This window comes from Candidatus Sodalis pierantonius str. SOPE (assembly GCF_000517405.1).
Classification (GTDB): Bacteria; Pseudomonadota; Gammaproteobacteria; order Enterobacterales; family Enterobacteriaceae; genus Sodalis_C; species Sodalis_C pierantonii.
The window spans coordinates 723,355-743,710 of record NZ_CP006568.1; the positions used below are offsets into that span (position 1 = coordinate 723,355).

General features: G+C 53.8%; 12 protein-coding genes, 1 tRNA gene and 8 pseudogenes. 11 read left to right on the forward strand and 10 right to left on the reverse strand.

Annotated elements, in window-relative coordinates:
- Window positions 1-15 precede the first annotated feature (15 nt).
- Window positions 16-1,225 (reverse strand): annotated as a pseudogene (locus SOPEG_RS03815) (IS256-like element ISSoEn2 family transposase).
- A 110-nt stretch (window positions 1,226-1,335) separates the two neighbouring features.
- Here SOPEG_RS03815 and SOPEG_RS03820 point away from each other — a divergent pair.
- A pseudogene (locus SOPEG_RS03820) lies at window positions 1,336-2,355 on the forward strand (IS256 family transposase); the annotation flags it as partial.
- Between the two features lie 34 nt (window positions 2,356-2,389).
- Here the strand turns inward: SOPEG_RS03820 and SOPEG_RS03825 are convergent.
- The 6 genes and pseudogenes from SOPEG_RS03825 to aspA all read right to left on the reverse strand — a co-directional run.
- Window positions 2,390-2,730: pseudogene (locus SOPEG_RS03825) on the reverse strand (Arm DNA-binding domain-containing protein); the annotation flags it as partial.
- A 168-nt stretch (window positions 2,731-2,898) separates the two neighbouring features.
- Window positions 2,899-2,974, reverse strand: a tRNA-Phe gene (locus tag SOPEG_RS03830).
- Between the two features lie 106 nt (window positions 2,975-3,080).
- Window positions 3,081-3,656, reverse strand: a complete 576-nt coding sequence (gene dicD / locus SOPEG_RS03835; protein WP_025244359.1) for a division control transcriptional repressor DicD — start codon at window positions 3,654-3,656, stop codon at window positions 3,081-3,083.
- Window positions 3,657-3,698: 42 nt separating this feature from the next.
- Window positions 3,699-5,417 carry a protein-disulfide reductase DsbD gene (locus tag SOPEG_RS03840; protein WP_025244360.1) on the reverse strand — a complete coding sequence of 573 codons (1,719 nt, stop codon included), beginning with the start codon at window positions 5,415-5,417 and terminating at the stop codon, window positions 3,699-3,701.
- Window positions 5,393-5,760: pseudogene (gene cutA / locus SOPEG_RS23985) on the reverse strand (divalent cation tolerance protein CutA). The gene SOPEG_RS03840 and the pseudogene cutA overlap by 25 nt, the downstream one beginning before the upstream one ends.
- A 69-nt stretch (window positions 5,761-5,829) precedes the next feature.
- A pseudogene (aspA, locus tag SOPEG_RS03845) lies at window positions 5,830-6,117 on the reverse strand (aspartate ammonia-lyase); the annotation flags it as partial.
- Window positions 6,118-6,183: 66 nt separating this feature from the next.
- On the opposite strand from aspA, the gene SOPEG_RS03850 reads away from it, so the two are divergent.
- On the forward strand, window positions 6,184-7,404 hold the full coding sequence (locus tag SOPEG_RS03850) for an ISL3 family transposase (protein WP_025244362.1): 1,221 nt from the start codon (window positions 6,184-6,186) through the stop codon (window positions 7,402-7,404).
- A 424-nt stretch (window positions 7,405-7,828) separates the two neighbouring features.
- Here SOPEG_RS03850 and SOPEG_RS03855 read toward each other — a convergent pair.
- Window positions 7,829-8,985 (reverse strand): annotated as a pseudogene (locus SOPEG_RS03855) (aspartate ammonia-lyase); the annotation flags it as partial.
- Between the two features lie 352 nt (window positions 8,986-9,337).
- Here SOPEG_RS03855 and SOPEG_RS03860 point away from each other — a divergent pair.
- The 4 genes from SOPEG_RS03860 (at window position 9,338) to SOPEG_RS03875 (ending at window position 12,557) form a co-directional block, all read left to right on the forward strand.
- Window positions 9,338-9,793, forward strand: a complete 456-nt coding sequence (locus SOPEG_RS03860) for an FxsA family protein (RefSeq protein WP_025244363.1) — start codon at window positions 9,338-9,340, stop codon at window positions 9,791-9,793.
- Between the two features lie 220 nt (window positions 9,794-10,013).
- Window positions 10,014-10,307, forward strand: a complete 294-nt coding sequence (locus SOPEG_RS03865) for a co-chaperone GroES (RefSeq protein ID WP_025244364.1) — start codon at window positions 10,014-10,016, stop codon at window positions 10,305-10,307.
- Between the two features lie 45 nt (window positions 10,308-10,352).
- Window positions 10,353-11,999: a chaperonin GroEL gene (groL, locus tag SOPEG_RS03870; RefSeq protein ID WP_025244365.1), complete on the forward strand. Its 1,647-nt coding sequence runs from the start codon at window positions 10,353-10,355 to the stop codon at window positions 11,997-11,999.
- Between the two features lie 201 nt (window positions 12,000-12,200).
- A complete protein-coding gene (locus SOPEG_RS03875) occupies window positions 12,201-12,557 on the forward strand; it encodes a DUF4156 domain-containing protein (protein WP_025244366.1) in 357 nt (118 codons plus the stop codon).
- A gap of 255 nt (window positions 12,558-12,812) precedes the next feature.
- Here SOPEG_RS03875 and epmB read toward each other — a convergent pair whose 3' ends face one another.
- The gene (epmB, locus tag SOPEG_RS03880) at window positions 12,813-13,841 is read right to left on the reverse strand and encodes an EF-P beta-lysylation protein EpmB (protein WP_025244367.1); all 1,029 of its coding nucleotides are present in this window, start codon (window positions 13,839-13,841) and stop codon (window positions 12,813-12,815) included.
- Between the two features lie 41 nt (window positions 13,842-13,882).
- Between epmB and efp the strand changes: the two genes are divergently transcribed.
- A complete protein-coding gene (gene efp / locus SOPEG_RS03885; RefSeq protein WP_025244368.1) occupies window positions 13,883-14,452 on the forward strand; it encodes an elongation factor P in 570 nt (189 codons plus the stop codon).
- A 397-nt stretch (window positions 14,453-14,849) separates the two neighbouring features.
- Here efp and SOPEG_RS03890 read toward each other — a convergent pair.
- Window positions 14,850-16,052: pseudogene (locus SOPEG_RS03890) on the reverse strand (IS256-like element ISSoEn2 family transposase); the annotation flags it as partial.
- A 39-nt stretch (window positions 16,053-16,091) separates the two neighbouring features.
- Between SOPEG_RS03890 and SOPEG_RS03895 the strand changes: the two are divergent.
- The 4 genes and pseudogenes from SOPEG_RS03895 to SOPEG_RS03910 all read left to right on the forward strand — a co-directional run bounded on the left by SOPEG_RS03895 (window position 16,092) and on the right by SOPEG_RS03910 (window position 20,168).
- Window positions 16,092-17,243, forward strand: coding sequence for an inositol phosphate phosphatase SopB (locus SOPEG_RS03895; RefSeq protein WP_081742920.1), 1,152 nt, complete (start codon window positions 16,092-16,094; stop codon window positions 17,241-17,243).
- Window positions 17,244-17,345: 102 nt separating this feature from the next.
- The gene (locus tag SOPEG_RS03900; protein WP_025244371.1) at window positions 17,346-18,554 is read left to right on the forward strand and encodes an IS256-like element ISSoEn2 family transposase; all 1,209 of its coding nucleotides are present in this window, start codon (window positions 17,346-17,348) and stop codon (window positions 18,552-18,554) included.
- Between the two features lie 154 nt (window positions 18,555-18,708).
- Window positions 18,709-19,197 (forward strand): annotated as a pseudogene (locus tag SOPEG_RS03905) (EscR/YscR/HrcR family type III secretion system export apparatus protein); the annotation flags it as partial.
- A 47-nt stretch (window positions 19,198-19,244) separates the two neighbouring features.
- Window positions 19,245-20,168 carry an IS5 family transposase gene (locus SOPEG_RS03910; RefSeq protein WP_025244373.1) on the forward strand — a complete coding sequence of 308 codons (924 nt, stop codon included), beginning with the start codon at window positions 19,245-19,247 and terminating at the stop codon, window positions 20,166-20,168.
- Window positions 20,169-20,356 lie beyond the last annotated feature (188 nt).

Sequence of the window (20,356 nt, forward strand, 5' to 3'; positions counted from 1 at the left end):
TGTAAATGCCTTTTCTCAGAAGTGACCGTCCAGGCGGTCACCGAACTCGATAATAAAGCGGCTCATTGCCATGCGCCAGTCCCTCAAAGGCATTGTCCATTTCTGTGAGGCCGCCTGTATCGCCAGCCACACCACCTTTTTCACTGCGTCGTCGGTCGGGAACACCTTGCGCTTTTTGATGGCATGCCGGATCACGCTGTTTAACGACTCGATGGCGTTGGTCGTGTAGATCACCTTGCGGATGTCCGTTGGGTAGGCAAAGAACGTGGCCAGATTGGCCCAGTTTGCCTGCCAGCTTCGACTTATTTGCGGGTAGCGGATGTCCCAGGCACTGGAGAACGCTTCCAGCGCCTGCAAGCCGGCTTCTTCCGTAGGGGCCTGATAGATAAGCTTTCAGGTCGCGGGTGACGGCCTTGTAGTCCTTCCAGGAGACGAACCGCAGGCTGTTGCGCCCCATATGCACGATACACAGCTGGCGCCGCGCTTCCGGATACACCGCGTTAATAGCGTCAGGGAAACCCTTCAGCCCGTCTACGCAGGCGATAAGGATATCGTTCAGGCCGCGGTTTTTCAGCTCTGTCAGCACGTTCAGCCAGAACTTTGCGCCTTCATTTTCGGCCAGCCACATACCTAGCAACTCTTTCTGGCCTTCGATGTTGATGCTCAGCGCCAGGAACACAGATTTGTTGATGATGCGGCTGTCCTGCCGGACTTTTAGAACGATACAGTCAAGATAAACAATGGGATAGACTGCATCCAGAGGCCGGTTTTGCCATTCGACAACCTGCTCCATGACCGCATCGGTGACCTTTGAGACCAGCGCCGGCGAGACATCGGCGTCATACAGCTCTTTGAATGCGGCGGCGATCTCGCGGGTGGTCATCCCTTTGGCGCACAACGATAAAATCTGGTTATCCATCCCGGTAATCCGGGTCTGGTTCTTCTTCACCAGTTGCGGTTCAAAGGAACCGTCACGATCGCGCGGAGTACGCAGCGCCAGCGGGCCATCGCCAGTGGTAACGGTTTTTGTGGAATAGCCGTTGCGGGCGTTGGTCCCCGGTTTAGGCTGATTTTTATCGTAGCCGAGGTGATGGGTCATTTCGGCATTGAGAGCTGCTTCGACGCTGATTTTTTTCAGCAGCCGATCGAAGTGACTGAGATCTTCAGGGGTTTTGAGATTTTTGGCCAGTTCGTTAGCCAGAGCCTGCAACTGTTTTTCGTCCATAAATTAACCTGTTTTTGATGTTGGATTGAACATATCAAAGTCAGGCAAATACACAAATTTCTAAACAGGCTCAGCGCTGGGGTGAAAACACAAAAGCACGGATACTCACCTATTCCACAAAAACCGTTACCACTGGCGATGGCCCGCTGGCGCTGCGTACTCCGCGCGATCGTGACGGTTCCTTTGAACCGCAACTGGTGAAGAAGAACCAGACCCGGATTACCGGGATGGATAACCAGATTTTATCGTTGTGCGCCAAAGGGATGACCACCCGCGAGATCGCCGCCGCATTCAAAGAGCTGTATGACGCCGATGTCTCGCCGGCGCTGGTCTCAAAGGTCACCGATGCGGTCATGGAGCAGGTTGTCGAATGGCAAAACCGGCCTCTGGATGCAGTCTATCCCATTGTTTATCTTGACTGTATCGTTCTAAAAGTCCGGCAGGACAGCCGCATCATCAACAAATCTGTGTTCCTGGCGCTGAGCATCAACATCGAAGGCCAGAAAGAGTTGCTAGGTATGTGGCTGGCCGAAAATGAAGGCGCAAAGTTCTGGCTGAACGTGCTGACAGAGCTGAAAAACCGCGGCCTGAACGATATCCTTATCGCCTGCGTAGACGGGCTGAAAGGTTTCCCTGACGCTATTAACGCGGTGTATCCGGAGGCGCGGCTCCAGCTGTGTATCGTGCATATGGGGCGCAACAGCCTGCGGTTCGTCTCCTGGAAGGACTACAAGGCCGTCACCCGCGACCTGAAAGCTATCTATCAGGCCCCTACGGAAGAAGCCGGCTTGCAGGCGCTGGAAGCGTGCTCCAGTGCCTGGGACATCCGCTACCCGCAAATAAGTCGAAGCTGGCAGGCAAACTGGGCCAATCTGGCCACGTTCTTTGCTTACCCAACGGACATCCGCAAGGTGATCTACACGACCAACGCCATCGAGTCGTTAAACAGCGTGATCCGGCATGCCATCAAAAAGCGCAAGGTGTTCCCGACCGACGACACAGTGAAAAAGGTGGTGTGGCTGGCGATACAGGCGGCCTCACAGAAATGGACAATGCCTTTGAGGGACTGGCGCATGGCAATGAGCCGCTTTATTATCGAGTTCGGTGACCGCCTGGACGGTCACTTCTGAGAAAAGGCATTTACACAGAATCGTGTACAGGGTCCCAGCGCTTGTTATTGGCGTGCCACTCTCGGGCAATGTACTCAAATGTAAATTCTCCTGTTGCTTCGGCCATCTCCTCCTGTTGAACTTTCTTTGGATCTACGTTTTTTGCCAATAGCTTCTTGGCTTCATCCCGTTTTGCTCTTGCCTCTGCCAATGAGACAGTGGGGTAAACTCCAAAAGCTAGTTTATCCTCTTTTTTGTCTCCTGGGCGTCGGTACTTCATGCGCCAGTACTTGGAGCCGCGTGGCACAACTTCAAGATACATTCCGCCACCGTTGACAATTTGTAGGGCTTTTCTTTGGGTTTGGCGGTCTCTACCTGCCGAGGATTTAGCTTCATAGGGGGCCTTTTTGCATCGAACCGAAATGGATCCACAAACAAATAGTGCCCCCAACTAAGGGTAGATTGCAATAGACCTCAGTCTTACTCTATAAGAGTGAATGTTCTTTTTAGATAAGGCTTTGTGGGAGGGTTGTAGACTTTAGAATACCACTATAAACGTGTTAGTGGTGCCCGGACTCGGAATCGAACCAAGGACACGGGGATTTTCAATCCCCTGCTCTACCGACTGAGCTATCCGGGCAACGGGCCGCATTAAACCGTATTGGCTCGATTTCGTCAACGGGTTTATCCGAGAATTACGTGAAACCGCCGTCAATTGCTGAGTTTTCAGGCAAAACGCGGAAAATTCAACTCAAAGCGCCGTTTTTCCGGCACAGTGCCAGACGTAAAATATCTTCCGCCAGACGGCGCGCTACCGCTACATCCTGAGCGTTGTGTTTGACCAGCAGTTTGCTCAAGCAGCCCTCTAACACCAGCTCCATTTGCTGGGCGACCATGGTCGGATCGTCAGCCTCAAGCTCTACCAGTAGCGCCCGGGTGTAGCGGTAGGACGCCTGTTTTTGCTGGTCCGCCAGTTGATGGATGGGGTGCGCCGTTGCGGGATAAAAGCTGCAGGCGGCGATAAACAGGCAGCCAGGATAACGCTGTTGCTCAACATGTTCCGCCAAGATCTGATAGCGCGCCAGCAATTTTTGCTGCGCATCCATCGCATCATCTTGGCGTACGCGGTTGCGCCATTCGTCCACTTGGCCGGCATGGTAGCGCAAGCAGTCATAATGCAGCGCCTCGCGATCCGGCCAGTAGACGCTCAACTGCGCTAGCGGCAGCGCCAGCTCATCGGCCAGCATCGGCAGTGATACCCGCGCGAAACCCCGTTGCTCAAGCAGGCTCAGCGCCCGGTCCCGTATATGTTCTCGTTGCACATTTCCTCCTGGTTAACCGGCGGTTGCCTAACTGAGTGTCGCTCACGGCGCCAGTTTCCGCAAATGCTGCGCAAAATCCGCCGCGTTCATAAAACCGGTTACCCGCGAGCCGGGGATCTCGTTGCAGCGGCTATCGAAAAACAAAATTGTCGGCAGCCCCATCACCTGCAGCTGGCTGAGCAGCATTTTTTGCGCGGGCGCATTAGCGGTAACATCCGCCTGAAGCAGAGTCAGGCGATGCATTTGCTCGGCCACGGCGGGATCGCTGAAGGTGTATTTATCGAACTCTTTACAGGCCACGCACCAATCGGCGTACACATCCAGCACCACCGGCTTGCCGGGGGCGGCATTTAGCGCCCGCGTGATTTGCTCAAGCGTTTGCACCGGCTGGAATGCCGGCGCCGCGCCGGTGGTCAACGGCGTGCCAGAGGGCGCTCCCCATAGCCAATCCTGCAGCGGCCGCGCGCCTATCAGCGTCAGGCCAAGCAGCAGCACCGCCAGCAGGCGGCCGCGGGCCTGCAGGCACAGCATAAATCCCCAGCCGAAAAACGCGACCGCCAGGAGGCTCCATAGCCGCGCCCCCCAGTTATCGCCCAAGATGCGCTCCAGCAAGAATACCGGCAGCGCCAGAATAACAAAACCGAACCCCTGTTTGACCTGTTGCATCCAGGGGCCGCTTTTGGGCAGCATTCGATGGCCGAACAGCGCAACCAGCACCAACGGAATACCCATGCCTACCGCATACAGCCACAGCGTAAAACCGCCGAACCACAGATTACCGCTTTGGGCGATGTACAGCAAAATGGCGCTCAGGGGCGCGGTGGTGCAGGGGGAGCAAAACAGGCCCGCCAGCGCGCCCATGATAAAGACGCCGGGTAAGGTGCCTTGACGCTGACGGTTGCTCCAAAGCGTCAGGCGGGTCTGTAGCGCCGGAGGGAGTTGCAGGGTAAACACGCCGAACATCGACAACGCCAGCAGGATAAACAGCACGGCAAGTCCAATCAGCAGCGCGGGCTGTTGCAGCGCCGCCTGGAATTGCAGGCCGGCGGCCGCCACCGCCACGCCCAGCAGGGTATAGGTAATGGCCATCCCCATAACGTAGACCACCGCCAACAGGAGTACCCGGGTGGCGCTAAGCCGCACTCGATTGCCGAGAATGACGGCGGAAATCAGCGGATATATCGGCAGCACGCAGGGCGTGAAGGCGATACCGATGCCAATAAGCAGTGCCCACAGCGGCGAAAACGGCACTCTGTCGCTTTGGGGCGAAGGTGTCGGGACGAGGGCGGTGCTGCCGGGGCCTTTCGCGTCAGCCGGCGCCGCGACGACGGCTGATAAGGGAATGACCTGGGTTTCCGGCGGGTAGCAAAAGCCCGCTTCCGCGCAGCCTTGCCAACTGACGCGCAGCTGGCTGTCGTTTTGCGCCTGCGTCAGCGGCAGCGTGATGCGCAGGTCATCGCGGTAGATCGCCACATCGCCGTAAAACTCATCGTGATGGCGGCTGCCGGCGGGCAGCGTGAAGGCGCCAAGGGTGGCGTTTATCGGCTCCAGCCGGATCTGCTGACGGTACAAGTAGTAGCCGGGATGGACGTCCCAGCTCAGCGTCAATTGCGATCCCTGCTGACGAAAATCGAAGCGGAACGCCTGATCCACCGGAATGAACTGGTTGCCGTGAGTATTGCCGAACAAGGCGGCCTGGGCGGGCGGCGGCAGGCATGCCAGCCACGCCAGCAAGATCAGCGTAAAGAGTCGTTGAGCCATGATAGATAATCGGGGTCGCTGCCGGTGACGGGCAGTACCAATAACTCCGGGGTTTGATAGGATGATGGGATTTGATGTGCGTGAATACCGCCTGCCGCAGGGCCATGCGGCTTTTGATAAGTAGTTGCACCTCGGCCTGCTGTTCGAGCTCTCCCTGCCAGTAGTAAAGCGACGTGGCGCCAGGCAATAGCGTGACGCACGCGGCGAGGTTGCCGGCCAATAAGCGCTGGGCGATGGCGCGGGCGCAGGCGTCGTCGGGCGCGGTGCAAAGAATGATACACAATCCGGCATCGTCGGGCTGTGGGAGAACGCCTTCCGGCTTGCCGTCTGGGTTATCTGCCATTATCACCCCCTGTGTGGAAAACGCCGGCGGGCATTATAGCCTGTTCGCGCCGCCGGCGACAGTGCAGGGTCAGGACGGGGTATCCTCAGGATAGCGTTTGGCTTTGTATTCAGGATGCATCAAGTTTTGCAGCGAGAAGATATCATCCAGTTGCGCCGCGGTGAGCAGGCCGCGCTCGAGCACGACCTCGCGCACGCTTTTACCGGTCTCGGCACAGATTTTACCGACGATATCGCCGTTGTGGTGGCCGATAAACGGGTTAAGATAGGTCACGATACCGATGGAATTAAAAACATATTGTTCGCAAATAGCCTGGTTGGCGGTAATCCCGCCAATGCATTTGTCCTGTAGATTGAAGGGTCTTCCCCTGTTGTGGTGGCTAAGGGCATTATGATGGCAGTCTTGATTTTTGAGGAGTCTGCCATGGACGAAAAGTCCCTCTATGCCCATATCCTTAACCTGTCCGCACTGTGGCAGGTACAATCCCTTTCTCTTGATGAAAAATCTGGATCAGTGACGGTAATTGTCGGCATTGCCGAGCACACACAACTGGCCTGCCCAACCTGCGGTAAATCCTGCTCCATACATGATCACCGGCGTCGTAAATGGCGTCACCTCGATACCTGTCAGTTCACCACGCTGGTTGAGGCTGATGTCCCCCGCGTTGACTTCCCCGAGCACGGTTGCCAGACACTGCCTGTTCCCTGGGCAGGGTCAGGCAGCCGCTACACCTTGTTGTTCGAAGCCTTTGTTCTTTCATGGCTGAAAGTCAGCACCGTGGATGCTGTCAGAAAGCAGCTCAAACTCAGTTGGAATGCCGTTGACGACATCATGATGCGCGCAGTCAAACGAGGCTTGGCCCGGATAAAACAACCCTTATCCGCCCGTCACCTCTGCGTGGATGAAGTCGGGTTCAAAAAAGGACACCAGTACGTCACCGTTATCTCTGACAGGCAGGGACGCGCTTTGCAACTGACCGACGACCGCGGTGTAGAAAGCCTTGCCAGTTATCTGCGCAGCCTGAGAGATCACCAGCTTGATGAGATAAAAACGCTGTCTATAGACATGAACATGGCCTATATCAGTGCAGCCCGCATCCATCTCCCCAATGCCGTCGATAAAATCGCTTTCGATCACTTCCATGTGGCAAAAATGTTGTGCGCCGTCGTTGATAAAACCCGTCAGGCTGAGATGAAACAGATCCCGTCGTCAGACAGGAAAGACGCCCACCGCTCACGCTATCTATGGTTTTACAGCAAACAAAATCGCCTCGGGTGCCGGGCAGAGAGGTTAGAAGTTGCCCGGCCGGTGTTACCCCAAACGAGCCAGTGCTGGGTAATGAAAGAGCTTGCTCGCGATCTGTGGCACCGCCGCTATGACAATCATAGCCGTAAGCTGTGGCAGGAATGGATGGCGATGGCTAAAGACACCGGCATACCGCTCATGGCCAGCATTGCCCGCATGGTGGCAAAACGCCTTTACGGCATTCTGAATGCAATGAAAAACCGGGTATCAAATGGGAATGCGGAGTCCCTGAACAGCAAAATACGGCTGCTCAGGATCAAGTCACGGGGCTTCAGGAACAAAGAACGTTTCAAGCTGGGCGTAATGTTCCACTATGGGAAACTAAATATGAATTTTTGAGCAATCATTTAAGGGAGTTATAAAATTTTTTTTGCTGGTGATGTTGTATTCGCTCGTCATTCTCCTTTTCTTTTTCCTTTTGCCACATATTGCTGCATCCCGGATCGCTAGGGGTAAGACAATATGGAGTTTTATCAACTTGAGACTCACTTTTCTCCCAAGATAATTTTGGCGTTACCTCTGGTGACAGTGAATAGTCTTTCTTATCAGTGTCATACATCATATTTGGTGAGACCTATGCTGCAACACCATGAAGCAGTAAGATAAATGGGGCATATGCATATTTTTTTAAGCATGACATGAACGTTATTCCTTTAAACGTAAATACGTTTGACATCCATATAGAAGTCCAAGTTCCAGCCAAAAGAATAAGTAAAGTAAAAATGCAGAACTGTCGATTGAGCCACCACAACAGGGGAAGACCCAGATTGAAACAGACATTGGTAAGAATATGCATCGACTCGAACATGGCCTGGCCGATAACCGGCTCCATGACGTTTAACTGCAACTGCCCCGCTTCCGCCGCCATGGTGATGCAGGTATCGTTGCCGATCACCTTGAAGCACACCTGATTTACCACCTCCGGCAGCACGGGGTTGACCTTGGCGGGCATGATAGATGATCCCGCCTGTAGTCGGGCAGATTGATCTCATTCAAGCCAGCTCGCGGGCCAGAAGACAGCAACCGCAGGTCGTTGCATATCTTGGACAGTTTCACCGCCAGGCGTTTCAGCGCGCTGTGGACCATGACATAGGCGCCGCAGTCGGAGGTGGCCTCAATTAAATCCTCGGCCGGGATGCAGGGCAGCCCGCTTATCTCCGCCAGCTTCTCCACCGCCAGCGTCTGGTACCCTTCAGGGGTGTTCAGGCGGGTACCGATAGCGGTCGCGCCGAGGTTCACCTCTAGCAGCAATTGCGCGGTGCGCAGCAGGTTTTTGTTCTCTTCCTTCAGCAGCACGTTAAAGGCGTGGAACTCCTGGCCGAGCGTCATTGGAACCGCGTCCTGCAACTGGGTTCTGCTCATCTTGAGAATGCCGTTGAATTGCTGCGCTTTTTTCTCAAAACCCGCCCCCAGATAATCTATCGCTTCCACCAAGCGCTGGAGCGCGTGATAGACCGCCAGGAGGAAACCGATGGGGTAGGCGTCATTGGTGGACTGACATAAGTTGAGGTGATCGTTGGGATTAAGGAATTGGTATTCCCCTTTTTGGTGCCCCATCAGCTCCAGGCCGATATTCGCCAGCACTTCATTGGTATTCATATTAACGGAGGTGCCGGCGCCACCCTGAAATACATCCACCGGAAACTGATCCATGCAGCGGCCCCGGACCAGAACTTCATCACAGGCGCGGGCGATGATATCGGCGATATCCCGCGGTAGCGTCTTAAGATCTTTATTGGCCAGTGCAGCGGCTTTTTTGACCATCACCATACCGCGTACCAGCTCGGGAATATCGCTGATACGCGTATTGCTGATGTAGAAATTTTCACTGGCGCGCAGGGTATGAATGCCATAATAGGCGTCGGCCGGCACTTCACGGGTGCCGAGCAGGTCTTCTTCTATACGGATGAGGGTTGACATGCGTCTTCCTTGTAATTGTCGGTCTTTATCATTAATGTTAAAAGAAAATGGGTTAATATCTACTCTATATAGTGTCTTAAACTGACGTTGGTTTTATTTTTGCCATTATATTCTGTCATTAAGACAAGACCATTAAGCCGATCACGCTTAGTTAATCGTTTTTACTTAACCAGTTAGCGCGGGAGGTGAAGGGCGCTTGCAGGCCACGACTCGGCGTATCGCTTGAAAATTGTCTTAAGGGATACCATTACATTAAGACAAGCCGGCAACAAGGCGCATTTTTTGCGGTGGCGAATTTTATCGCTTTGGGCGGATACTCTCGCGGCGGCAATCGATAACACAGGAGAATTCGGTGCGTTGGATCCCGTTATTAATCATTTTTATCATCACCTACATTGAGATTTCCTTTTTCATCCAGGTCGCCCATGTGCTTGGCGTACTGGCAACGTTGCTGCTGGTGATCGCGACGTCATTTATCGGTGTATTGCTGGTACGGGCCCAGGGGCTGCGTTTTCTGGGGCAAATGCAGATCAAGCTGGCCCGCGGTGAGAGTCCCGCCGGCGAGATGATCAAAAGCGTCTCGCTGTTGCTCGCGGGATTTCTGCTGCTGCTGCCCGGCTTTTTCACTGATTTCCTCGGCCTGCTGCTGTTATTGCCGCCGATACAGAATCTGTTGACGCTGCGCCTGCTGCCTTATTTGCGTTTTCAGCGCGGTCCCGGCGCCGGCGGTGAGACCTTTGAGGGCGAGTACCACCGTCATGATCTTCCTCACGACAGATTAAACGACCGGCGTGACGATGAAAAATAGGTAAAAAAAGAGGGTGGGGTGATAACATGTAACATGTTGATTAAAATAATGTTAAATTTTTTATGGCTAAAATTCCATCGCTTAAGTGAAAAAATTTTTTTTCCCCCCTTGAAGTTTCTCTGAACGCCCCCATCTTATTCACCACGAGGCCGGGCATGGCATCGTGCCGAGTATTCATCCCAAAAAAACTGATACGGACTTTCTCAAAGGAGAGCTATCAATGAAAATTCGTCCATTACATGATCGCGTTATCGTCAAGCGTAAAGAAGTTGAAGCCAAGTCTGCGGGCGGCATCGTGCTGACCGGTTCCGCAGCGGGCAAGTCCACTCGCGGTGAAGTACTGGCTGTGGGCCACGGCCGTATTCTGGAAAACGGCGAAGTGAAAGCGCTGGACGTGAAAGTTGGCGACATCGTGATTTTCAATGACGGATATGGAGTGAAGGCTGAGAAAATCGACAACGATGAAGTGCTGATTATGTCCGAAAGCGACATTCTGGCTATCGTTGAGCAGTAATCCGCGAGTAATCATCTGAACTGAACGAATTTAAGGGAAATCGAAATGGCAGCTAAAGACGTAAAATTCGGTAACGACGCTCGCGTAAAAATGCTTCGCGGCGTAAATGTTCTGGCCGACGCGGTAAAAGTGACCCTGGGTCCTAAAGGCCGTAATGTAGTGCTGGACAAATCCTTCGGCGCGCCGGTCATCACTAAAGACGGCGTATCAGTCGCACGTGAAATCGAACTGGAAGATAAATTCGAGAACATGGGCGCCCAGATGGTGAAAGAAGTTGCCTCTAAAGCCAATGACGCTGCAGGCGACGGCACCACCACCGCGACCGTGCTGGCTCAGTCTATCGTTAACGAAGGCCTGAAAGCCGTGGCCGCCGGCATGAACCCGATGGACCTCAAGCGCGGTATCGATAAAGCCGTTATCGCCGCTGTAGAAGAGCTGAAAAAACTGTCCGTACCTTGCTCCGATTCCAAAGCGATCGCTCAGGTGGGTACTATCTCCGCCAACTCCGATGAAACCGTCGGCACCCTGATTGCTGAAGCCATGGCGAAAGTCGGCAAAGAAGGCGTCATCACCGTGGAAGAGGGTTCGGGTCTGCAGGATGAGCTGGACGTGGTTGAAGGGATGCAGTTCGATCGTGGTTATCTTTCCCCTTATTTTGTCAACAAGCCGGAAACCGGCGCCATTGAACTGGAAAGCCCGTTCATTCTGCTTGCCGACAAGAAAATCTCCAATATCCGCGAAATGCTGCCAGTGCTGGAAGCCGTTGCCAAAGCAGGCAAACCGTTGTTGATTATTGCTGAAGATGTTGAAGGCGAAGCGCTGGCTACGCTTGTGGTAAACACCATGCGCGGTATCGTTAAAGTCGCTGCCGTGAAGGCGCCGGGCTTCGGTGATCACCGTAAGGCCATGCTGCAGGATATCGCTATCCTGACCGCGGGTACCGTTATTTCCGAAGAAATCGGCCTTGAGCTGGAAAAAGCTACCCTGGAAGATATGGGGCAGGCCAAGCGTGTTGTTATTACCAAAGACACCACCACCATCATCGACGGCGTGGGCGACAAGGCCCTTATCGATAGCCGCGTTACGCAAATCAACCAGCAGCGCGACGAAGCCACCTCCGATTACGATCGTGAAAAACTGCAAGAGCGCGTGGCCAAACTGGCTGGCGGCGTTGCGGTTATCAAAGTAGGTGCCGCTACCGAAGTCGAAATGAAAGAGAAGAAAGCCCGCGTTGAAGACGCCCTGCACGCTACCCGCGCCGCAGTGGAAGAAGGCGTGGTCGCCGGCGGCGGCGTGGCGCTGATTCGCGTAGCCAACAGCATTGCTGAACTGCGTGGCGACAATGAAGATCAGAACGTCGGCATCAAAGTTGCGCGTCGCGCGATGGAAGCGCCGCTGCGTCAGATCGTCGCCAACGCCGGTGAAGAGCCGTCCGTCATCGCCAATAAAGTGAAAGCGGGTGAAGGTAATACCGGTTACAACGCGGCGACCGAAGAGTACGGCAACATGATCGACATGGGTATCCTGGATCCGACCAAGGTAACCCGTTCCGCGCTGCAGTATGCGGCTTCCATCGCCGGTCTGATGATCACCACCGAATGTATGGTGACCGATCAGCCGAAGGAAGACAAACCTGACCTGGGCGGCATGGGCGGCATGGGCGGCATGGGCGGTATGGGCGGTATGATGTAATCCTCCCGTATCGCTAATGGCGTTGAAACCCCCGGCAAGCCGGGGGTTTTTGTTTTTTTGGTAAAAAATTATCAACCAAGCGGGATTTAGGGTATAAATTCAGGGCGTCCACAGGACGGGCCGCCGGATAAAACGCGCCAGCGGGGAGCGTGGCGCGCACAGCAAATTTGCCATACCCTTCAGGAATTCATTAGGAAAAAGATGCGGACCAAATTCTTAATGATGTTTTGTGCCGGCAGTCTGTTGGTAGCGGGATGCAGCAGTACGCATGATTTAACGGCAGCCGGCCAATCGGTGCGTTTCACCGATACCCAGCCCGGTAGCGAGTGCCGCCTTTTGGGCGAGCTTACCGGTACTCAGAGTAACTGGTTTTCCGGCCAGAACGGCGAAAACAGCGCCATGCGTGGGGCCGCGAATGATTTGAAGAACCGCGCGGCCACAATGGGCGGCAACGTTATCTACGGCGCCACCAGCCCGGTCAGTAAAAAAGAAACCTACCTGGCGAGCTTTGTGCCGCTGGACAGCAAGATTCAGGGCCAGGTGTATAACTGCCAGTAAAGCCCGGAGCTGCTGATATGCCCGGTGGCCACGGTAGAGACCGTTTACCGCCTGTTGTGCACCGCCGGCAGGCATCGGGCCATGACGCGCCCTCTCCGGGAAGCCTAGGGTAATGGCGCGCCGCTCGACCTAGGCTGGCTGGGCCGCGACCCGGCAATCCCGCACGCACCGGCGCCAGTCTCCGGGCAGCCACTAACGCCAGGCTGGGGGCCATTCTTCCCACTCTGGCGCGTAGCCGCTGGGCAGCCAATGCCGTCAGCGTTGCCGCAGTCCCAGATCCAGCGGTGTCTTGCTGCGCTCGCCGCCGATTTCCCGCGCTAGCCGTGGCACCAGATAGCCTGATACTTTCTCCAGCAGTTGCCGCATAATCTCTCGTGCTTGGGTATCCTGCACCATAAAATGCGCAGCCCCCTGTACCCTATCCAGCACATGCAGGTAATAGGGCAAAATGCCGGCGGCGAAAAGCGTTTCACTGAGCGCGGCCAGCGTAGCCGCGTTGTCATTGACGCCGCGCAGCAGTACGCTTTGGTTGAGTAATGTCACCCGCGCATTGCGCAACCGTGTCATACTGTCGCACACGGCGGCATCGATTTCGCGGTCGTGGTTGATGTGGGTCACTAGCACCACCTTCAGCCGGCAGCCGGCCAGGCGCTGGCAAAGACGCGCAGTAATACGTGCCGGGATGACGACCGGCAGCCTGCTGTGAATGCGTAGGGTGGTCAGGTGGGGGATTTCTTCCAACAAACAAATCAGCTCATCCAGCTCATGATCTTTAGCCATTAACGGGTCGCCACCGGAAAGAATGATCTCATTCAGTTCAGGATGTTGCCGGATATAGGCCACGGCGCGCAGCCAATTCGTTTTGTTGCCCTGATTTTTCTGATAGGGAAAATGGCGCCGAAAACAGTAGCGGCAATTGACCGCGCAGCCGCCTTTCACCAGCATCAGCGCGCGGTTTTGGTATTTATGCAGCAGGCCGGGCACCACGCTGTGCTGCTCGTCCAGCGGATCGGTGCTGAATCCCGGCGCTCGATCGAATTCCTCACGTGCCGTAATCACCTGGCGCAAGAGCGGATCGTTCGGGTCGCCCGGCAGCATGCGCGCCGCAAAAGCTCGGGGAACGCGAAACGGGAACAGGCGCCGCGCCTCGGCGCCCTCGCGCAGGTCAGGGTGTTGCTCGAGCCCAAGGTGCTCTAGGAGTTGCACGGGGTCGGTGATGACATCGGCAAGTTGATGTAACCATTGTTCTCTAGCGGGCGTATTTCGGGTTATAATATGTGCCATTTTTTGGCTTAATGACCAAGTTTATATTTAAGAGGACCACCATGGCGTCTTATAGTAGTACCAATGAATTCCGTTCCGGTCTTAAAATCATGCTTGATGGCGAGCCGTGCGCGATCATTGAGAATGAATTCGTGAAGCCCGGCAAAGGCCAGGCGTTCAACCGGGTCCGTCTGCGCAAGCTGGTTTCCGGCAAAGTGCTGGAAAAAACCTTCAAATCCGGTGACTCGGTGGAAGCCGCCGATGTGATGGATATCAACCTGACTTACCTGTACAACGACGGTGAGTTTTGGCATTTCATGAATAATGAAAACTTTGAACAGCTGGCCGCCGATGCCAAAGCCGTCGGCGACAATGCCAAATGGCTGGTCGAACAGGCCGAATGCGTGCTGACATTGTGGAACGGCCAGCCGATTGCCGTGACGCCGCCTAACTTCGTGGAGCTGGAAATCACCGAAACCGATCCGGGCCTCAAAGGCGATACCGCCGGCACCGGCGGCAAACCCGCCATGTTGACCACCGGCGCGGTGGTGAAAGTACCGCTGTTCGTTCAGATTGGTGAAGTGATCAAAGTCGATACGCGCTCCGGCGAGTATGTCTCCCGGGTTAAATAACGCGTTACGGGAAACGCCGTCCCAGAGGCGGCGGTAGCTGACTTTGGCATTCGTGGATTTTTGGAACCTGGTTGGCAAAATGACCAAGCTATTGTTGCTCGTCGTTCTGGCATTAAGAGCCTGTTTAGAAATTTGTGTATTTGCCTGATTTGATATGTTCAATCCAACATCAAAAACAGGTTAATTTATGGACGAAAAACAGTTGCAGGCTCTGGCTAACGAACTGGCCAAAAATCTCAAAACCCCTGAAGATCTCAGTCACTTCGATCGGCTGCTGAAAAAAATCAGCGTCGAAGCAGCTCTCAATGCCGAAATGACCCATCACCTCGGCTACGATAAAAATCAGCCTAAACCGGGGGAGCCCGTACCGGATTCTGTGTAAATGCCTTTTCTCAGAGTGATCGTCCAGGCGGTCACCGAACTCGATAATAAAGCGGCTCATTGCCATGCGCCAGTCCCTCAAAGGCATTGTCCATTTCTGTGAGGCCGCCTGTATCGCCAGCCACACCACCTTTTTCACTGCGTCGTCGGTCGGGAACACCTTGCGCTTTTTGATGGCATGCCGGATCACGCTGTTTAACGACTCGATGGCGTTGGTCGTGTAGATCACCTTGCGGATGTCCGTTGGGTAGGCAAAGAACGTGGCCAGATTGGCCCAGTTTGCCTGCCAGCTTCGACTTATTTGCGGGTAGCGGATGTCCCAGGCACTGGAGAACGCTTCCAGCGCCTGCAAGCCGGCTTCTTCCGTAGGGGCCTGATAGATAGTTTTCAGGTCGCGGGTGACGGCCTTGTAGTCCTTCCAGGAGACGAACCGCAGGCTGTTGCGCACCATATGCACGATACACAGCTGGAGCCGCGCCTCCGGATACACCGCGTTAATAGCGTCAGGGAAACCTTTCAGCCCGTCTACGCAGGCGATAAGGATATCGTTCAGGCCGCGGTTTTTCAGCTCTGTCAGCACGTTCAGCCAGAACTTTGCGCCTTCATTTTCGGCCAGCCACATACCTAGCAACTCTTTCTGGCCTTCGATGTTGATGCCCAGCGCCAGGAACACAGATTTGTTGATGATGCGGCTGTCCTGCCGGACTTTTAGAACGATACAGTCAAGATAAACAATGGGATAAACTGCATCCAGAGGCCGGTTTTGCCATTCGACAATCTGCTCCATGACCGCATCGGTGACCTTTGAGACCAGCGCCGGCGAGACATCGGCGTCATACAGCTCTTTGAACGCGGCGGCGATCTCGCGGGTGGTCATCCCTTTGGCGTACAACGATAGAATCTGGTTATCCATCCCGGTAATCCGGGTCTGGTTCTTCTTCACCAGTTGCGGTTCAAAGGAACCGTCACGATCGCGCGGAGTACGCAGCGCCAGCGGGCCATCGCCAGTGGTAACGGTTTTTGTGGAATAGCCGTTGCGGGCGTTGGTCCCCGGTTTAGGCTGATTTTTATCGTAGCCGAGGTGATGGGTCATTTCGGCATTGAGAGCTGCTTCGATGCTGATTTTTTTCAGCAGCCGATCGAAGTGACTGAGATCTTCAGGGGTTTTGAGATTTTTGGCCAGTTCGTTAGCCAGAGCCTGCAACTGTTTTTCGTCCATAAATTAACCTGTTTTTGATGTTGGATTGAACATATCAAAATCAGGCAAATACACAAATTTCTAAACAGGCTCGCCTACCAGGGGAAAGGGATCTGTTCATCCGACGCGAATGAAACCAAGCACTCGGCAAACTTATGGCAATCGTCGTTAAGCGTGGAGGACCCATTTGGTCAACAGCAAACGCTGTTCCAAGGCATTCGCCACGGCGTGCTGTCACCCTTCGCATTGCCGGCGAGATCCGCGGAACGCATTGACGGGGCGCAGAATCGTGCTAAAGAAGTCGTCACGGCGGCGTTCTACTCTCGCCCTGAACTGATGGCACGGGCGCTGAAAGGGGAGACTGTACCCTTGCAGCTGGTCTCAGCCTCACTTTTGACGCCCACTAAAATAAGCATCTTCGGCAAGGAAAGGGAGATGCTGCGCGACCAAATGCAGGCCTGGCAAACCTTATGCAAGGCTGAATCGCAGCGGGACGGCGCGCTTACCTTAACGGTCCATAACGATAAGGGAGAAGCCCAAGACGTCAAAGTTGCTCTGGACGTCGCCGAATTTAACTTCGGCGTCGATGAATTTTCATTGAAACTCGGCTTGGGCAACGACACTTCTGATAGTTATAACGCCGTAGCATTAAACCAGCTCCTCGGTAACGATTTGCGGCCAGAAGCTGAGCCGGGAGGCTGGGTCGGTCGCTACCTGGAAGGCAAGCCGACGCCGGAAAACGCCAACAAGGTCATTACCCTCAGTAAGCAATTGAAGAATATCTGGAATGGGAAACTGCACCGCAGCGACGGTGGAGAGCCTTATAAAACGCCGCAGAGTCTGATGATGCTGGCGTATGAAATAGGTGCGGTACCTTGCTGGAACTGTAAAAGCAGCAAAGATCGCACCGGCATGCTTGATGCCGAGGTGAAACGGGAAGCGATTGCCTATCACAATCAACAGCCGCTGAAAGACCCGCAAGAGAGGCTCAATGAAAAAGACATTCAGTTGCTGCAGACGGTGGTGCTGCAAAGCGGGAATTTGGAAGTACAAAAACAAAACACTGGTGTTAAAGGCAACAAGGTTGCCAAAACATTTAAGCTGTCCAGCATGAATTTATCTTTAACGAAACGTCTTGGACTGGGTGATGTTTGGTCCAAAGTAAAAGGATTGGCCCAATTCGCCAAGTCATCCTCTAAAAGGAGTCTTTAATGCAAAATTTATTGTTAGATCTTTATGAATGAGCCTGTTTAGAAATTTGTGTATTTGCCTGATTTTGATATGTTCAATCCAACATCAAAAACAGGTTAATTTATGGACGAAAAACAGTTGCAGGCTCTGGCTAACGAACTGGCCAAAAATCTCAAAACCCCTGAAGATCTCAGTCACTTCGATCGGCTGCTGAAAAAAATCAGCGTCGAAGCAGCTCTCAATGCCGAAATGACCCATCACCTCGGCTACGATAAAAATCAGCCTAAACCGGGGACCAACGCCCGCAACGGCTATTCCACAAAAACCGTTACCACTGGCGATGGCCCGCTGGCGCTGCGTACTCCGCGCGATCGTGACGGTTCCTTTGAACCGCAACTGGTGAAGAAGAACCAGACCCGGATTACCGGGATGGATAACCAGATTTTATCGTTGTACGCCAAAGGGATGACCACCCGCGAGATCGCCGCCGCGTTCAAAGAGCTGTATGACGCCGATGTCTCGCCGGCGCTGGTCTCAAAGGTCACCGATGCGGTCATGGAGCAGGTTGTCGAATGGCAAAACCGGCCTCTGGATGCAGTCTATCCCATTGTTTATCTTGACTGTATCGTTCTAAAAGTCCGGCAGGACAGCCGCATCATCAACAAATCTGTGTTCCTGGCGCTGGGCATCAACATCGAAGGCCAGAAAGAGTTGCTAGGTATGTGGCTGGCCGAAAATGAAGGCGCAAAGTTCTGGCTGAACGTGCTGACAGAGCTGAAAAACCGCGGCCTGAACGATATCCTTATCGCCTGCGTAGACGGGCTGAAAGGTTTCCCTGACGCTATTAACGCGGTGTATCCGGAGGCGCGGCTCCAGCTGTGTATCGTGCATATGGTGCGCAACAGCCTGCGGTTCGTCTCCTGGAAGGACTACAAGGCCGTCACCCGCGACCTGAAAGCTATCTATCAGGCCCCTACGGAAGAAGCCGGTTTGCAGGCGCTGGAAGCGTTCTCCAGTGCCTGGGACATCCGCTACCCGCAAATAAGTCGAAGCTGGCAGGCAAACTGGGCCAATCTGGCCACGTTCTTTGCCTACCCAACGGACATCCGCAAGGTGATCTACACGACCAACGCCATCGAGTCGTTAAACAGCGTGATCCGGCATGCCATCGAAAAGCGCAAGGTGCTCCCGACCGACGACGCAGTGAAAAAGGTGGTGTGGCTGGCGATACAGGCGGCCTCACAGAAATGGACAATGCCTTTGAGGGACTGGCGCATGGCAATGAGCCGCTTTATTATCGAGTTCGGTGACCGCCTGGACGGTCACTTCTGAGAAAAGGCATTTACACAGAATCGTGTACAGGGTCGTTAAAAGCACTTAACCGGATCACACTGTTAGGAATGCCAAACAGCGTCCGCATCATGTAACAATCGCCCTGATAGGGAGGAAGTCGTCACAAATTTCGGATTTATTCAACAAAGCGGCGCTCACGCTGAACGGTATTGCTTTGGTCTTAACCGCTTTCGTCATGATGCCAGTATGTCAGAATATTAGCCGGTATATCGAAACGCACCAGACCAATTTCAATAACATCGAATTTACGATGCAATTTGTCGACCAAGGCTTGGGAAGTTATCGCGACTATCTGGTGCGTTATTCGGATAAAAAACTGATTCGCTTCTTTTGTGAAACCCAGCATCGGCAAAGCGGCGATGAGCAGTCGACGGATTTGGAATGTAGCGAAGACAATATGACATCCTTACCTCTAATGACGCTGATGCCGGCCTATGCGCTCAGTGAGGTACAGAGTGCATTTAAAATCGCCTTCTTTTTGTATGTCCCGTTCGTGGTTATTGATATGGTGGTTTCCAGTATATTGCTCGCGCTGGGGATGATGATGATGAGCCCGGTCACTATCTCAATACCTATTAAATTGATCCTTTTTGTGGCTTTGTTGAATAAATCGAACTTTTAGGTAACTGGCGGCTCTGATCACTACATTCGTTTCAACATCAGGTCCCCATGGCAAAGCAAAAGTTTAAAATCACCAACTGGCCCGCATATAACAATGCGCTCAGGCAGCGGGGGGACCTGACAATATGGTTTGATGAGTCAGCCATTGCTGCATGGACTGAGAGTACACCACCTGAACATCGTGGCCGGCCGCTTCACTACACCGATATGGCCATTACCACGGTTCTGATGATAAAGCGCGTGTTTAACCTTTCGCTCCGGGCGTTACAGGGTTTCGTTGACTCGATTTTTAAACTGATGGGGCTGTCGCTGCGCTGCCCAGATTACTCTCTGGTCAGCCGGCGAGCAAAAACCGTCGACATCAGCATAAAAACGCCAACCCGCAGCGAAATCTCACACCTGGTCATCGATGGCACCGGCCTGAAAGTCTTCGGCGAAGGCGAATGGAAAGTCAGGCAGCATGGGGCTGAGAGGCGCAGAGTATGGCGCAAGCTTCATCTGGCAGTAGATAGCGTGACACATGAAATTATCTGTGCCGATTTATCGCTAAGCGGTACGACAGATGCGCAGGCGCTGTCCGGGCTGATTAACCAAACCCACCGGAAAATCAGGGAAGCGTCGGCTGACAGTGCTTACGATACGCGTTACTGTCATGATGCTCTGCTGAGGAAAAAAATAAAGCCGCTTATCCCACCGCGAAGTGGTGCGCAATATTGGCCAGCTCGATACCATGAGCGTAACCATGCGGTGGCAAATCAGCATCTGAGCGGCAATAACGATACCTGGAAAAAGAAAGTAGGTTATCACCGGTGTTCACTGGCTGAAACGGCCATGTTCTGGTTTAAAACATTTCTGGGTGGTCATCTGAGTCTGCATGACTATGACGCGCAGGTAGGTGAGGCAATGGCAATGGTTAAAGCACTTAACCGGATCACACTGTTAGGAATGCCAAACAGCGTCCGCATCATGTAACAATCGCCCTGATAGGGAGGAAGTCGTCACAAAGTTCGGATTTATTCAACAAAGCGTCGGTAATATCGAAAATCACCAGGGCGACCAACACGTACCATTACCCTAGCGCTTCCCCAGGCAATGAAAATGTCGGCGGGAAACCATCGAGTAATGACGCTAGCAAAAATGCCTCCACGACAGAGCAGACG

What these genes read in the sequence shown, in the direction of transcription:
- efp (WP_025244368.1), top strand. Translation starts at nt 13,883, where the DNA reads ATGGCGTCTTATAGTAGTACCAATGAATTCCGTTCCGGTCTTAAAATC.
- SOPEG_RS03850 (WP_025244362.1), top strand. Translation starts at nt 6,184, where the DNA reads ATGGACGAAAAGTCCCTCTATGCCCATATCCTTAACCTGTCCGCACTG.
- SOPEG_RS03900 (WP_025244371.1), top strand. Translation starts at nt 17,346, where the DNA reads ATGGACGAAAAACAGTTGCAGGCTCTGGCTAACGAACTGGCCAAAAAT.
- SOPEG_RS03875 (WP_025244366.1), top strand. Translation starts at nt 12,201, where the DNA reads ATGCGGACCAAATTCTTAATGATGTTTTGTGCCGGCAGTCTGTTGGTA.
- groL (WP_025244365.1), top strand. Translation starts at nt 10,353, where the DNA reads ATGGCAGCTAAAGACGTAAAATTCGGTAACGACGCTCGCGTAAAAATG.
- epmB (WP_025244367.1), bottom strand. Translation starts at nt 13,841, where the DNA reads ATGGCACATATTATAACCCGAAATACGCCCGCTAGAGAACAATGGTTA.
- SOPEG_RS03910 (WP_025244373.1), top strand. Translation starts at nt 19,245, where the DNA reads ATGGCAAAGCAAAAGTTTAAAATCACCAACTGGCCCGCATATAACAAT.
- SOPEG_RS03840 (WP_025244360.1), bottom strand. Translation starts at nt 5,417, where the DNA reads ATGGCTCAACGACTCTTTACGCTGATCTTGCTGGCGTGGCTGGCATGC.
- SOPEG_RS03865 (WP_025244364.1), top strand. Translation starts at nt 10,014, where the DNA reads ATGAAAATTCGTCCATTACATGATCGCGTTATCGTCAAGCGTAAAGAA.